Source organism: Bradyrhizobium sp. 186, assembly GCF_023101685.1.
In the GTDB taxonomy this organism is placed as follows: Bacteria; Pseudomonadota; Alphaproteobacteria; order Rhizobiales; family Xanthobacteraceae; genus Bradyrhizobium.
This window is the reverse complement of the sequence record NZ_CP082164.1, coordinates 3,633,781-3,647,182: the sequence shown is the minus strand read 5'-3', so window position 1 is coordinate 3,647,182 and position 13,402 is coordinate 3,633,781. Positions and strand designations below refer to the sequence as shown.

Sequence of the window (13,402 nt, the reverse complement as noted above, 5' to 3'; positions counted from 1 at the left end):
AGTATGCTGAGGTCCGCAATGAAGAAAATTTGCGGTGTTCTCGCGAACAACAAGTATTCGCAGCTATGCCCCGACGCCATTAATTGACTCTAGCGACTCGCTTTTTGACGCCGAAGCCTGAACCGGACAGCCGTGGGACAAGCCCGGCCATGACGAGTTGAGAGAAAGATGACCTCCCTCAGCCCAAATTCAACTCCTTGAAGAAGTCGTTGCCCTTGTCGTCGATGATGATGAAGGCGGGGAAGTCGACGACCTCGATGCGCCAGATTGCTTCCATGCCGAGCTCGGGATATTCGAGCACCTCGACCTTCTTGATGCAGTGCTCGGCGAGGTTCGCCGCCGCACCGCCGATCGAGCCGAGATAGAAGCCGCCATACTTCTTGCAGGCCTCGCGCACGGCCGGCGCGCGGTTGCCCTTGGCCACCATCACCATCGAGCCGCCGGCGGCCTGGAACTGGTCGACGAAGGAATCCATGCGGCCCGCAGTGGTCGGACCGAACGCGCCGGAGGCGTAGCCTTCGGGCGTCTTGGCGGGACCGGCGTAATAGACCGGATGGTTCTTGAAGTAGTCCGGTAGCGGCTCGCCCTTCTCCAGCCGCTCGCGCAGCTTGGCATGCGCGGAGTCGCGCGCCACGATCATGGTGCCGGTCATCGAGACCCGCGTCTTGGTCGGATAGTTCGAGAAGGTCGCCAGAATGTCTTTCATCGGCTGGTTGAGGTCGATCTTGACGACCTCTCCGCCGAGCGACTGCTCGACCTGCGGCAGGTATTGCGCGGGGTTGTGCTCGAGCTCCTCGAGATAGACGCCGTCCCTGGTGATCTTGCCGAGGACCTGGCGGTCGGCCGAGCAGGACACGCCAAGCCCGATCGGCAGCGAAGCGCCGTGGCGCGGCATGCGGATCACGCGCACATCGTGGCAGAAATATTTTCCGCCGAACTGCGCGCCGACGCCGAGCGACTGCGTCATCTTGTGGATTTCCTGCTCCATCTCGATGTCGCGGAAAGCGTTGCCGTCAGGCGAGCCATGGGTCGGCAGCGCATCGAGATAGCGGGCCGACGCCAGCTTCACCGTCTTCATGCAGAGCTCGGCCGAGGTGCCGCCGATCACGATGGCGAGGTGATAAGGCGGGCACGCCGCGGTGCCCAGCGTCAGGATCTTCTCCTTGAGGAAGGCGAGCAGCCGATCCTTGGTCAACACCGAAGGCGTGGCCTGGAACAGGAAGCTTTTGTTGGCGGAGCCGCCGCCCTTCGCCATGAACATGAACTTGTAGGCCGAATCTACTTCTGAAGAGCCGCCCTCGGCGTAGATCTCGCACTGCGCCGGCATATTGTTGGCGGTGTTCTTCTCCTCGTACATCGAGAGCGGCGCGACCTGCGAGTAACGCAGGTTGCGGCGCAGATACGCGTCGCGCGCGCCTTCCGAGAGCGCCGCCTCGTCGTCACCGTCGGTGATGACGTTGCAGCCCTTCTTGCCCATGATGATCGCGGTGCCGGTGTCCTGGCACATCGGCAGCACGCCGCCGGCGGCGATGTTGGCGTTCTTCAGGAAATCCAGCGCGACGAACTTGTCGTTCGGGCTGGCCTCGCCATCCTCCAGGATCGCGCGGAGCTGCTTCAAATGGCCGGGCCGCAGGTAATGGTTGATGTCGCCGAAGGCCGCTTCGGATAGCGTCCGCAGCGCCTCGCGCGACACCACTAGCATGTCTTTCCCGAGGACCTTCTCGACCCGCACGCCCTCGGCCGTGATCTTCTTGTAGGGCGTCTCGTCCTTGCCCAGCGGGAATAGCGGGGTGTGCTTGTAGGGTGGAACGGGCTTTGACGGGTCGGGGAAGACGGTAGGAGCGTTCATGGGGTCGATCTCGGGTTTTGGAGCCCTCGTGGGGCCTCTAGCATAGAAGCGTTCTAAGCTTTTTTGCCGTAAATGGAAGGCGCTCTGGTGCGGTCGAGGCATCCCGATTCGGTGCCACGACGGCCATCTCCGGTCGCTATCCGCCAGAGACAGGGATCGTAATCTTGCCCGATACGGCTTGGCTGCACCCCTTGCGCTCTGCGCCCGCCGACGATTGAATACGCGCTCTCAGGGGCTTTTCATCATGATTTTCAAACTGAACGTCCACGGCGCGCTTCTGCTTGCCGCCGCCATCACCGGCCTTGTCACCCTCGCCGCGCCTGCGCGCGCTGACCAGTGCGACGACATCGCAAAGCAGCTCGCCAGCGGCGTCGACAAGCTGAAGGTCAACTTCAAGGCCGCCAACATCATCTATCTCACCCACCCGGCGGCGAAGGAGCTGTCGCTCGGCTGCCGCGCGCAGGGGAAGACTTACTCCAACGAGCTCTATGCCAAGGGCGACCGCAAGCCGACACCGCAGTTTTATGACCTGGTTGCCTCGGCCGCCGCGATCACCTTCACCCTGCCGAAGGACGACACCACGACCGGCGCCACGCGCTGCCTGAAGCGCATGGGCCTCTTGCGCGGCGACAAGGTGACGATGCGCTACAAGCGACTGAACATGGAATGCACGCGCACGAAGACGGACGCCGCGATCTCGATCACGCGCCCAAAGGACGAATAGATCGGCGCAGTCCTCGCTCTTGCCCCCCGCGCGAGTCGCGACGCAACCGGCCACATGCTCCGTCATTGCGAGTGAAGCGAAGATTCCATGGGGAGTGGATAGCGACCAGGTCTGAGGCCAGACTGAGGTTGCTGACCCCCTCAACCTGGAGACGACGATGTTGCTCGATCATCCTTCCGACGGACCGACCGCTATCCGGACGCAGTTTGGCGCAATTTTTGTGTCTTTGGAACTGAGCCGTTCGACGTGGGTGATTACGTCACTTTCGCCTGGTACGGGCGAGAAGATGTCCAGGCACAGCGTCACGGCCGGCGATACGGCTGAGCTGATGAAGCTGTTTGCGGAACTCAGGCGCAAGGCGGAGGCCAGGACCCGCGAGAGCTATCCGATCATCACGATCCAGGAAGCTGGGCTGGACGGGTTCTGGCTGCACCGTGTTCTGCAACAGAACGGCATTGAGAGCCACGTGGTCGATCCCGCCTCGATTGCGACGTCGCGACGGCGGCGGCGGGCCAAGACTGACAGGCTCGATGGCGAGGCGCTGTTGCGGGCGCTTCTGGCCTACAAGCGCGGCGAGCCGCGGGTCTGTGCGATGGTGGTTGCGCCCTCGCCTGAAGAGGAGGACCGGCGCAGGCTGTGTCGCGAACGAGCGACGCTGATCGCCGAGCGCATCACGCATGTGAACCGGATCAAGGGTCTTCTGTTCGCGCAGGGGATATCCGACTACGTGCCGCTGCGGCGCAATCGGCGGGCGCGGCTTGAGGCCTTGCGCACGGGCGACGGGCGGGAGCTGCCTTCGCATTTGAAGGCGCAGATCGGCCGCGAGCTCGATCGGGTCGAACTGCTTCTGGAACAGATCAAGGCGGTCGAGGCCGCGCGAGATGCTCTGCTGGCCGCAGCCCGGAAGCCTGCAGACAAGAACGCTGCAGACAAGGTCGCGCCGGATCCGGTGGCGATGCTGCTGGCCTTGAAAGGGCTCGGCGCCAACTTTGCGGCCGTGCTCTGGTCGGAGGCGTTCTACCGGCAGTTCTCCAACCGCCGCCAGGTCGCCGCCTATGCGGGGCTTGCGGCGACGCCGTGGCAAAGCGGAGGCATCCGGCACGAGCAGGGCGTGTCGAAGGCCGGCAATCCCAGGCTGCGGACCACAATGATCCAGCTCGCCTGGCTGTGGATACGTCACCAGCCGCAGTCGGCCCTGACGCGCTGGTTCAAGGAGCGAAGCCCGCAAGGCCGCAAGCGCGCGATCGTGGCGCTGGCGCGCAAGCTTCTCGTGACCTTGTGGAAGTATGTCACCGCGGGCGAGACCATCGAGGGGGCCGTGATGAAGCCCGCCGCCTGATCCGGACCGCACCAAGCGGCGTGCTTCGCCGCCCGCGCGCAACGAAAGAACCATAACCCATCTGCCGAGGCCCGATCAGTCTCGGAAGATCCGGGTGGACGAACCGATGGATTGCATGGCTTCAAACGCCGCAACGAAGAATGGCCTCGTCCTCTCGAGCCTGCCCGCCGCAAGCGGAATCGTGGTGCAGTCGCCTTGTGCGACGACCGAATGTGAGTTTGATCTGGCAAGCAACCCAGATCGTCGAACCGGCTCGACCCTTGGATCGCAAATGCGAGGATGGCAGATGCCCTGACAGAACCGCCAACGCGAGGAGCTCCTATCGGCCCAACGCACCAAGCATGATGGCGTGCTCGCTCAACTCAAGGCCAAGCCGCTTCGCGGCGGCCCTAACAGGCCGGCCTTGACTTGATCTGCGCGCGCCATCCTGCAGAACCCGCGGTCGGGACGAAGAGGTGGCTGCAGTCGAACAAAAAGGTGACTGCTCATCCTTGACACACACATTCCCCATGTGAGCAATCCAGGCTGTCTCCGCGGAGGGACTCTGGATTGCGTCGCTGCGCAATGACGGAGGAGAGCGCTAGCGTCCCCCTCGGATGCAATTGCGGACGCGAAGACTGCGCGTCTCACCGCACCAAATCCCTCGCATTTTAGCTATTGCCTTGACGGAAGTTTCGGCCCTCGCAGGCCAGTGTGGATTGTTTCCATCTGTGAGGATTTGTGGATGAGTGTTTCCAGCGTTGCACCGCCGCCGATCGCGATCGTGGTGCCGAGCTACGACACGACCAAGCAGCAGGACGATCAGGCCAAGACCAAGGACACTGACCCGACCTATCAGCCGCCGCCGGCGGCGCCGCTGCCGCCGGGACAGGGCACGCGGATCGATCAACTCGCCTGATCAAATCTCCTGAAGATGAATCGCCCGATCCGGTCGATCGGGCCTTTCGCGCGTCCTGGCCGCATCTTCGCCCGATAGCGGGACCAATATCGTGCGCGGTTGACCCAGGACCTGCGCATGATCGCAAGACTGCTGTTGCAGAACACGATCGTTACCGTCGCGATGGGCGCGCTGCTGTTCGCGTGCGCCGGGACGCTCCATTGGCCTTCCGCCTGGGTATTCCTGATCACCTCCGCCCTGCTCGGCCCGCTCTGCGGCTGGTGGCTCTATCGGGTCGATCCGGCGCTGCTCGCCGAACGTCTGCGGCCAGTCCTGCAAAAGGATCAGCCGGCCGCCGACAAGGTGTTCATGGCCGTCTTCGTTGTGGCGATGCTGGCCTGGCTGGCGCTGATGGGCCTCGACCGGCGCCAGCTTGCCTCCGACATGCCGGTCGCGTTGCAGGCGCTCGGTTTCGTGCTGTTTCTGCTCTCGATGCTGTTCACGCTCTGGGTGTTCCGCGAGAACTCGTTCGCCGCCCCCGTGGTGAAGCTGCAAGCGCAGCGCGCACAGCGCGTGATCTCGACGGGGCCGTACGCGCATGTGCGCCACCCGATGTACAGCGGGATGATCCTGTTCTTCGCCGGCGCGGGGCTGTTGCTGGGCTCGTGGTGGGGACTGGCGATGGTGCCTCTCTTCCTCGTCCTGTTTGCGGTCCGCATCCGCATCGAGGAGCGCACGCTGCGCGAGGGCCTGCCGGGCTATTCCGACTATGTGACGCGGGTGCGCTATCGCCTGCTGCCGGGCGTGTGGTGAGCGCGCATCACTGCGTTGCGCAATAGCCGACACCTCCCGCAAAAGCGCTCGCTCTCCTCCGATCGGCCGACGCCGCCGCAACCGGACCCCGCTAGAGAAGGCGTGCCCACGCAACGGGAGACGCGACGATGTTCTGCAAGCCCCCTGTCCCGACGAGCATGCCCTCCCTCCCGTTGCCGATCATTCGGGCGATCGATTGGATCCGGAGCGTTCACGAACGCTCAGGAGCTATGATGTCTTCGGGCGATTGATCGCGCCCGAAACGGCCGGTCCGGAACGGCGGCTGCCGCCAGCCGCCGTCCGGACCGGCTAACCATCGAGTTCGCGGTAGCGCCGGAAGATGCCCTGCTCGTTGAAGGGGATGCGGCGCTCGCTGGCGAGATAGGCCTTGACGTTCGGCCGCGCGGCGACGCGGTCGTGCAGGCCGACGAGGCCCGGGATAGCGCCCTCAAAAGCCTTCATGCGCTTGGGGAACGCATAGCGCAGGCCGTCGACGATCTGGAACAGCGAGAGATCGACATAGTTCAGCCTGCGGCCGGTGACATAGGCGCCGCCATTGTCGGCGAGAAGCTGCTCGAAATAGCCGAGAAACTTCGGCACGCGCTCGCTCCAGAAGTCGGCCGTTCGCTTCTTCGCCGGCGGCTTCTGGTCCTCGTAATAGAGCGAGGGCCCGAGCGGATGATGGGTGTCGTGGATCTCGACGACGAGGTCGGTAATGGTGAGCTGAAGCTGGTGCACCCAGAGTTGGCCAGCTTCCGTCTTCGGCGCGAGCCCATGGCGGGCACCGAGATAGAGCAGGATGTTCGCGGTCTGCCCGATGACAAGCTTACCGGACTTGAGGAACGGCGGCGCAAACGGCGGCGTGCCGCCATGCGCGTCCATCATCTTCATCATCGCGCCGGTGCCGCGCGGACCGCGTGCGACATCGACATAAGCCGCACCCGCCTCCTCCAGCGCCAAGCGCACATATTCGCCGCGGCCCTGAATCTCGGGCCAGTAGTAGAGTTCGTACTTCATGGAAGCAGTCCGTGATTGCGTTGCGGCGAGTTTAGCACGCAACCACGAACTCCATGACGGTGGCGAGAGTTCCGCGCCTCAATTCGACGCGAAGCAATATAGCAACCCATCGCCGCCCGTGCTCTTCAAGTCGGCCTGCGAGCAGCCGCCATCGGGCCCGCGCGAGGGGTGCGAGCTGTTCCACGATTTCGACGGCTCGTCGTCGCGCAGGCCCTGCCGGTCGGCATGGCCGACCACCGCGGCACCTTGCGTGCTGGACGACCAATTCTTGCAGGTCTTGTCGTCGCCCGTGGCAAATGCCGTGCCGTCGGGCTGCGATCCCGTGAGGATGTCGTGGCGGTTCGGCGTATCGCCGCTGCCATTGATGACCTCGCCCTTTTCGCTGAGCGCCGTTTGTTTTGTGAGGTTGTTGGCGGGGCCATGCAGGTCGGCAACGTCCTTGGCGATGATCGCGCCCTTGGCATTTTGCCACGGCCCCCTGCCGATGCGGTCGCGCGCATTGATGGCCGGCTTGCCGTCGGCGGCCTGCGTCGAGAGATAGGCGCGCCAAATCTTGGCGCCGGCGCCGCCGGCCTGAGCGAGCTTCTGGCACTGCGCATCGGCCCCTTCCAGGCCGCCGAGATCGGCTCCCCTGCCGGGGCCGCTTGAGGTCACGAAGAAGGTCATGTCGGCCGACTGCCCCTGCGCGGATGGCGCCGCAAGCAAGGCAAATGCGGCCACGGCAAGAACAAGAGCTGGGGATTTCACGGATCTGTCGAAACGGGTCATCTCTTCCTCCGGTTGTGTTTGTCGTTGGCTGCCTGACTTGAACGAACCCGAGGCATGCCCTGTTATTCCGTGATGCGAGGTGCCCAAATCAAAAGGGGCGCCGTGCCGAAGCACGACGCCCCTGTTCGTCAAATCGCGTGCGATCAGTTGGTCTGCTGGATCGCCGACAATTCCCAGCCGGCGCTCGGCCGACGGGCAAACGTCCAGACTTCGGTGACTTCGCCCGGCTGCTCGCTGCCGGCCACCAACGCACCGGTGTTGCGGTCGACCGTCTTGTCGGTGAGCGCGAAGCGCAGCGCCACCGTCGCATAGTCGGTCTCGCCTTCGCGCCAGGCTTCCGCCAGGTCGCCCTGCAACAGCTTGACGTTGGTCACCTTGTTGACGGCGTTGCGCGCGCGGTTCTGGGCGAGGTCCTGCTCGAAATAGGAGACCATTTCCGGCGTCGCGAGCGTGTGCAGCTTGGCCACGTCCTCGTTCGACCAGGCGGCCTGGACATCGCCGAGCAGACGCTCGAACGCCTCATAGTCGTCCGGCTTGATTTCGAGCGGCGCGTTGTTGGCACCGAACCCGAAGCCGCCAAGACCGCCACCAAGACCGCTGCGATTGTTCGTCTGCGGTCCCGGACCGGCACCGGCATCAGCGCTGGCATAGGCTGCCCGCGGCGTGTGGCGGCGCTGCCACCACGACATCGCCAGCCGCACCACGACCACGACGAGCACGATCTGGATGATCAGGCCCAGGATCGACGACAGGCCGCCGAGGCCGCCGAACAGACCGCCACCGAACAGCATGCCCAGGAGGCCTGCACCGAGGAAGCCGGCCGCCAAGCCGCCCAGAAAGCCACCGCCGCGGCCGAACAGGCCGCCGCGCGCGGGTGCGGCTGCGGCCGAGTTCATGCCTGCGCCCGGCTGGGTGTAAGTGCGGTTGAACTGCGACGTCGAGCCCGGCGCTGTCGAGGTCGACGGCGGCGCCGAGTAGGTGCGCGAGCCGCGCGAACCCGACGAGAAGCCGCCACCGACGCGGGCGTCAGCGGACGAGATGGCCAGCGCAGTCGGCAGCGCTAGCGCCAGCACGACGGCGATCGTCTTGAAGAGACTGCGGCTGCGTTGCGAGAAATTCATCTGTGTTTTCCAAATCCCCGGCATGGGGACGTGCCCCTAAGATGGTCAGCCTTCCCGAAAAGTGAAGCCGGTTTCGGAACATCTGGCTGCGGCCCTCAGTCGCGGGGATGTGGCAAAAGCCCATATTTGGCGGGGTTTGGATTTGGCGGGGTTTGGCGGGAAAGCGCGGCGGAACCGTGGTCGCCGGTTACCGGCACCCTTTGCGACGGGGGATTCGGCTCCCTCCCGCGTTGGAGCGATTATGCGCGATTTCTCTCCGCTGTCGTCCGATCTTTCGATCGAAACATGCTCTCACCCCGCCTTTGCCATCGTCTCCTTCACCGCCGCCACGAGCTGGCTGAGCGTGAACGGCTTTGGCAGGAAGTCGAACTGTTGCCCTTCGGGCAGGCTCTTCTCGAAGGCGTCCTCGGCGTAGCCGGAGACGAAGATGAACTTGATGTCGGGGTTCTTCTCTCGCATCGCCTTCAGCAGCGACGGGCCGTCCATCTCCGGCATCACGACGTCGGAGACGACGAGATCGATCCCGCCGCTCTGCTCCGCCAGCACCTCCATGGCCTCAACGCCGTTCTCGGCCTCAACCACGGTGTAGCCGCGCGAGCGCAGGCCGCGCGCATTGAGTGCTCGCAGGCCCTCTTCGTCCTCGACCAGGAGGATGGTGCCTTGGCCCGTGAGATCGGTGCGCGGCTTGGCTTCCGCCGCGGGCGCAGCCTCCCTCGCGCCATTGGTTGCACCAACCGCCGCCGGCTGCTCGACCTGCGCTTCCGGCTCGGCATGGTGGCGCGGCAGGAAGATGTGGAACGAGGTGCCCTGTCCCGGCTCGGAATCCACATAAATGAAGCCGCCGGTCTGCTTGACGATGCCGTAGACCGTGGAGAGCCCGAGACCGGTGCCCTTGCCGACTTCCTTGGTCGAGAAGAACGGCTCGAAAATCTTGTCGCGGATGTCGGCAGGGATGCCGGTACCGGTGTCGGCAACCTCGATGCGGACATAATCCGCGGCCGGCATGCCCTTGTAGGCGAGCTTGGCCGCTTCTTCCGCGGCGACGTTGGCGGTGCGGATGATCAGCTTGCCGCCATCAGGCATCGCATCGCGCGCGTTGACCGCGAGATTGACGATCACCTGCTCGAACTGGGAGACGTCGACCTTGACCGGCCAGAGGTCGCGGCCGTGGATGGTCTCCTGCTTGACCTTCTCGCCGATCAACCGGCGCAGCAGCATGGCAAGGTCGCTCAGCGCATCGCCGAGATCGAGCACCTGCGGCCGCAGGGTCTGCCGCCGCGAGAACGCGAGCAACTGCCGCACCAGGGTCGCGGCGCGCGTCGCGTTCTGCTTGATCTGCATGATGTCCTGGAATGACGGATCGGTCGGCTTGTGCGCGTTCAGCAGGAAGTCGTTCGCCATCATGATGGCGGAGAGCACGTTGTTGAAGTCGTGGGCGATGCCGCCGGCAAGTTGGCCAACCGTCTCCATCTTCTGCGACTGGTTGATCTGGTTCTCCAGCGCGCGCCGCTCGGTGGTCTCAAGCATGTGGACGATCGCAGCTTCGGTGTCATGCTCGGCTTCGTCGACCGGCGTGACGAAGAACTGCCCCCAACGCTCCTTCGTACCCTCGAGCGCCACCTCGACCGGCGCGACATCGCCATGGCCTTCGGCGGCCTGGTTGATGGCCGCGATCAGCAGGTGCCGGTCGCGCGAATTGACCGCGCGGAAGATCGATTTGCTGGCGCTGTCGAGCCCGAGGGCCTGCCCTAGCTTGGCGTAGCGCGCATTGGCGCGCACCACATTGCCGCCGCGATCGACGGTCGCGATCGCCATCGGTGTGTGGTCGAAGAAGCGCATGAAGCGCACTTCGGCCGCGCGGTCGGGATCACTGCGCTCGTCGCGGGCACGGCTGATGACCAGCGTGCGCGAGGGCCCCGGCGCGCCGTCCGCGCCGAAGGCGAGCTTGTGATAGAGCCGCACCGGCATGGTCTTGCCGGTGCGCATGCGCAGGTCGATGTCGAAGACTTCCGTCTTCACCTCGCCCGGCACCGCCACGATCGCGGTGAGCAGCGAAGCGCCGTCACCGGAGACGATGTCCGTGAGCTTCAAGCCGCCCGAGCCGATCTCGGCGAGGTCGTAGTCGAGCCAGTTCGCCAGCGTCGCGTTGACATAGGCGAGCTCGCCGGCCGGACTGACCGAGAAGAAGCCGCAGGGCGCATGATCGAGATATTCGATCGCGTGCTGGAGTTCCTGGAACACGTCCTCCTGGCGCTCGCGGTCGCGGGTGATGTCGGCGATCGACCACACCGCATACTTCGTCTCGCGCTTGCCGGTGCCGAGCGGGCGCACCCGCATGCGCAGCCAGCGGCCCTGGCTGCCGTCATGGCCGGAGATGCGGACCTCTTCCTGCTGCCGTTTTCCCTCGCGCGCGGCTTTCAGCAGACGGAACACCGCCTCGGAGACGTCGGGATTGCCGATGAAGACGCGCTCGACCGGACGCACGTCCTGCGGGCCGGTGGCGCCGGTCAACGTCAGATACGCCGCGTTGGAATAGACCACATGGCCGCGCGGATCGGTCACCGCCAGCCCGTCGAAAGCGTGGTCGGCGATGCGCCCCATCACGGGATCGTCGAGATTGCGGTCGACGAACCGAATGATGCCGGCGGCAAAGGCGAACAGGTTGAACAGGCCGACCATCGCCAGCACGGCGAGGATGCCGAGGATATAGGGCTGTGCCTGCGCACGCCCGAGCGTCATCAGCCCGACGGCGACCGCGACGAGGCCGGCGGCCACCAGCAGCACCAGCGCGATACTGCCCGAGCGCGGCGACGGCTCGTGCGCCGCAACGGGCTCTCGTGTGAGGTCGTGGTCGGTCTCGGCAGTCATTTCAAGCTGGCTCAGCCTGTCGGCAGAGAATCAACGCGCTACGGCGCGCGCGGGGTCTTCCCTGCCTGAATCGGACCCGCAGGCGCAAGGGCGGCAGGGGCGAAACGTACGCTGATTCCCAGATTACGGCCATTTCCGGTACTTTTCGGGTATTTTATCCGCGTCCGGCGCTAAATCCGCGCTTCATCCGCATGACGTAGCCGATGACTTCGGCGACCGCATGATAGTGCTCCATGGGAATTTCCTGGTCGATTTCGACGGTGGCATAGAGCGCGCGGGCGAGCGGCACGTTCTCGACGATGGGGATGTCGTGCTCGCGCGCGATCTCCCGGATCTTGAAAGCGAGGTTGTCGACGCCCTTGGCGACGCAGATCGGCGCCGACATGCCGCGCTCGTAGGACAGCGCCACCGAATAGTGGGTCGGGTTGGTGATGATCACGGAGGCCTTGGGAACCGCCGCCATCATGCGCTTCCTGGAGCGCTGCTGACGCAGCTGCCTGATCTTGCCCTTGATGTGCGGGTCGCCTTCGGACTGCTTGAACTCTTCCTTGATCTCCTGGAGCGACATCTTCTGCCGCTGGAACCAGCTCCGATACTGGAAGAAGTAGTCGGCGATGGCGACGATCGCGAGCGCTGCGACCACCGCACCGAGCAGATGGACGGTCATGCTGGTGGTGGTGCCAAGCATAGCCGCCGGATCGAGCTTGACCATCGCCTCCATGCGGTGGCGCTCCGGCCACAGGATCATGGTCATGACCACGCTGAGCGCGATCAGCTTGCCGAGACCTTTGAGGAAATTCGCCGCCGCCTGCTTGCCGAAAATGCGTTTGAAACCGGCGCCGGGCGAAATCTTGCTGAATTTGGGTTTCAGGGATTCGGCCGACCATACCAGCCGGTGCTGGAGCATATTGCCGGCAATGGCCGCCAGCGCCAGCATCAGCAGGGGCACGCCGACCGCCGCCAGCACTGCGAGTTCGATCTGCTGCATCAGCGCGAGCAGGGCCCTGCCGTCAGTCTTGATCATCCAGGAGTTGGCGAGCAGGTTGCGCATCGGCGTCACCAGCCCGCCGCCCACCGATCCCGAGAAGGTCGAGACCACGAGCGTGCCGCCGGCGATCATGAACCAGGTGTTGATCTCCTGACTTTTGGCAACGTCACCACGCTCAAGAGCGTCTTCGAGACGTTTTTGTGTCGGGTCTTCTGTTTGGCTCTCTGGATCGTTGTCTTCCGCCATCGACCCCTCTTATTTCAGCGGCATCATCTGGTGCATGACACCGATGAAGTAGTCGAGGTAGGTGCCCATCATCGCCGTGAGCACCACGCCGAGCACCAGAAAGCCCGCGAAGATCGACAGCGGCACACCGACGAAATAGACCTGCATTTGCGGCATCAGCCGCGCCAGCACGCCGAGCCCGATGTTGAAGACGAGGCCGAACACCAGGAACGGCCCCGAAAGCTGCAGGCCGAGCAGGAACGCAGCGGCGAAGGCGCGGGTGGCAAGCGAGGCGATGTCGCCGCTCGACACGGTCTCGCCCGGCGAGAAGATGGTGTAGCTGTCGTTCAGCGCCGCGATCACCAGATGATGGCTGTCGGTGGCAAACAGCAGCGTCACACCGAGCATGGTCAGGAAGTTGCCGACCAGCACGCCCTGCTGGCCCTGGGTCGGATCGACCGAGGTGACGAACCCCAGTCCCATCTGCTGCGCGATCACGGCGCCTGCGACCTGGAGCGCCGAGAGCGTCACGCGCGCGGTCGCTCCCAGCACGATGCCGATCGCGATCTCGTGCAGCATCAGCACCAGCAGCGAAGCGATCGAGCCCATGTCGACGTGATAGGCGTTGCGGTGCAAGGGCAGGATGATCAGCGTGAGCATCAGCGCGATCGACAGCTTGACCCGCGTCGGGATGTTGCTCTCGCCCAGCCCCGGCAGCAGCATCACCATCGCACCGACCCGGGCGAAGGCGAGCATGAAGGCCGCGGCGAGCGCCGGCAGCAGCGAGACGTCGATGCGCATAGCGCCAGCATT

Annotated in this window: 11 protein-coding genes; 4 read left to right on the top strand and 7 right to left on the bottom strand. The window is 64.6% G+C overall.

The window, feature by feature from the left end:
• Positions 1-178: 178 nt before the first annotated feature.
• A complete protein-coding gene (locus tag IVB18_RS17305; protein ID WP_247990236.1) occupies positions 179-1,849 on the bottom strand; it encodes a fumarate hydratase in 1,671 nt (556 codons plus the stop codon).
• 244 nt (positions 1,850-2,093) lie between these two features.
• On the opposite strand from IVB18_RS17305, the gene IVB18_RS17300 reads away from it, so the two are divergent.
• From IVB18_RS17300 to IVB18_RS17285, 4 genes are all read left to right on the top strand, one after another.
• Complete coding sequence (locus tag IVB18_RS17300; protein WP_247990235.1) at positions 2,094-2,573, top strand: hypothetical protein; 480 nt, start codon at positions 2,094-2,096, stop codon at positions 2,571-2,573.
• 157 nt (positions 2,574-2,730) lie between these two features.
• Positions 2,731-3,912, top strand: a complete 1,182-nt coding sequence (locus tag IVB18_RS17295) for an IS110 family transposase (protein WP_247983422.1) — start codon at positions 2,731-2,733, stop codon at positions 3,910-3,912.
• 724 nt (positions 3,913-4,636) lie between these two features.
• Positions 4,637-4,810: a hypothetical protein gene (locus IVB18_RS17290; RefSeq protein ID WP_247990234.1), complete on the top strand. Its 174-nt coding sequence runs from the start codon at positions 4,637-4,639 to the stop codon at positions 4,808-4,810.
• Between the two features lie 117 nt (positions 4,811-4,927).
• Positions 4,928-5,602: an isoprenylcysteine carboxylmethyltransferase family protein gene (locus IVB18_RS17285; protein WP_247990233.1), complete on the top strand. Its 675-nt coding sequence runs from the start codon at positions 4,928-4,930 to the stop codon at positions 5,600-5,602.
• Positions 5,603-5,911: 309 nt separating this feature from the next.
• On the opposite strand, the gene IVB18_RS17280 is transcribed toward IVB18_RS17285, so the two are convergent.
• The 6 genes from IVB18_RS17280 to fliR all read right to left on the bottom strand — a co-directional run bounded on the left by IVB18_RS17280 (position 5,912) and on the right by fliR (position 13,390).
• Positions 5,912-6,619, bottom strand: a complete 708-nt coding sequence (locus tag IVB18_RS17280) for a glutathione S-transferase (RefSeq protein ID WP_247990232.1) — start codon at positions 6,617-6,619, stop codon at positions 5,912-5,914.
• Between the two features lie 78 nt (positions 6,620-6,697).
• Entirely contained in the window at positions 6,698-7,387 is a 690-nt protein-coding gene (locus IVB18_RS17275) for a lectin (protein ID WP_247990231.1), read from the bottom strand.
• Positions 7,388-7,530: 143 nt separating this feature from the next.
• The gene (locus IVB18_RS17270) at positions 7,531-8,532 is read right to left on the bottom strand and encodes a Tim44 domain-containing protein (protein ID WP_247990230.1); all 1,002 of its coding nucleotides are present in this window, start codon (positions 8,530-8,532) and stop codon (positions 7,531-7,533) included.
• Between the two features lie 267 nt (positions 8,533-8,799).
• Positions 8,800-11,376, bottom strand: coding sequence for a PAS domain-containing protein (locus IVB18_RS17265; RefSeq protein WP_247990229.1), 2,577 nt, complete (start codon positions 11,374-11,376; stop codon positions 8,800-8,802).
• Positions 11,377-11,530: 154 nt separating this feature from the next.
• Complete coding sequence (gene flhB / locus IVB18_RS17260; protein WP_247990228.1) at positions 11,531-12,610, bottom strand: flagellar biosynthesis protein FlhB; 1,080 nt, start codon at positions 12,608-12,610, stop codon at positions 11,531-11,533.
• A 9-nt stretch (positions 12,611-12,619) separates the two neighbouring features.
• A complete protein-coding gene (gene fliR / locus IVB18_RS17255; protein ID WP_247990227.1) occupies positions 12,620-13,390 on the bottom strand; it encodes a flagellar biosynthetic protein FliR in 771 nt (256 codons plus the stop codon).
• Positions 13,391-13,402: the final 12 nt, after the last annotated feature.

Excerpts from the sequence above, each read along its gene's own strand:
- IVB18_RS17305 (WP_247990236.1), bottom strand. The coding sequence starts at position 1,849 with ATGAACGCTCCTACCGTCTTCCCCGACCCGTCAAAGCCCGTTCCACCC.
- IVB18_RS17300 (WP_247990235.1), top strand. The coding sequence starts at position 2,094 with ATGATTTTCAAACTGAACGTCCACGGCGCGCTTCTGCTTGCCGCCGCC.
- IVB18_RS17295 (WP_247983422.1), top strand. The coding sequence starts at position 2,731 with ATGTTGCTCGATCATCCTTCCGACGGACCGACCGCTATCCGGACGCAG.
- IVB18_RS17290 (WP_247990234.1), top strand. The coding sequence starts at position 4,637 with ATGAGTGTTTCCAGCGTTGCACCGCCGCCGATCGCGATCGTGGTGCCG.
- IVB18_RS17285 (WP_247990233.1), top strand. The coding sequence starts at position 4,928 with ATGATCGCAAGACTGCTGTTGCAGAACACGATCGTTACCGTCGCGATG.
- IVB18_RS17280 (WP_247990232.1), bottom strand. The coding sequence starts at position 6,619 with ATGAAGTACGAACTCTACTACTGGCCCGAGATTCAGGGCCGCGGCGAA.
- IVB18_RS17275 (WP_247990231.1), bottom strand. The coding sequence starts at position 7,387 with ATGACCCGTTTCGACAGATCCGTGAAATCCCCAGCTCTTGTTCTTGCC.
- IVB18_RS17270 (WP_247990230.1), bottom strand. The coding sequence starts at position 8,532 with ATGCCGGGGATTTGGAAAACACAGATGAATTTCTCGCAACGCAGCCGC.
- IVB18_RS17265 (WP_247990229.1), bottom strand. The coding sequence starts at position 11,376 with ATGACTGCCGAGACCGACCACGACCTCACACGAGAGCCCGTTGCGGCG.
- flhB (WP_247990228.1), bottom strand. The coding sequence starts at position 12,610 with ATGGCGGAAGACAACGATCCAGAGAGCCAAACAGAAGACCCGACACAA.
- fliR (WP_247990227.1), bottom strand. The coding sequence starts at position 13,390 with ATGCGCATCGACGTCTCGCTGCTGCCGGCGCTCGCCGCGGCCTTCATG.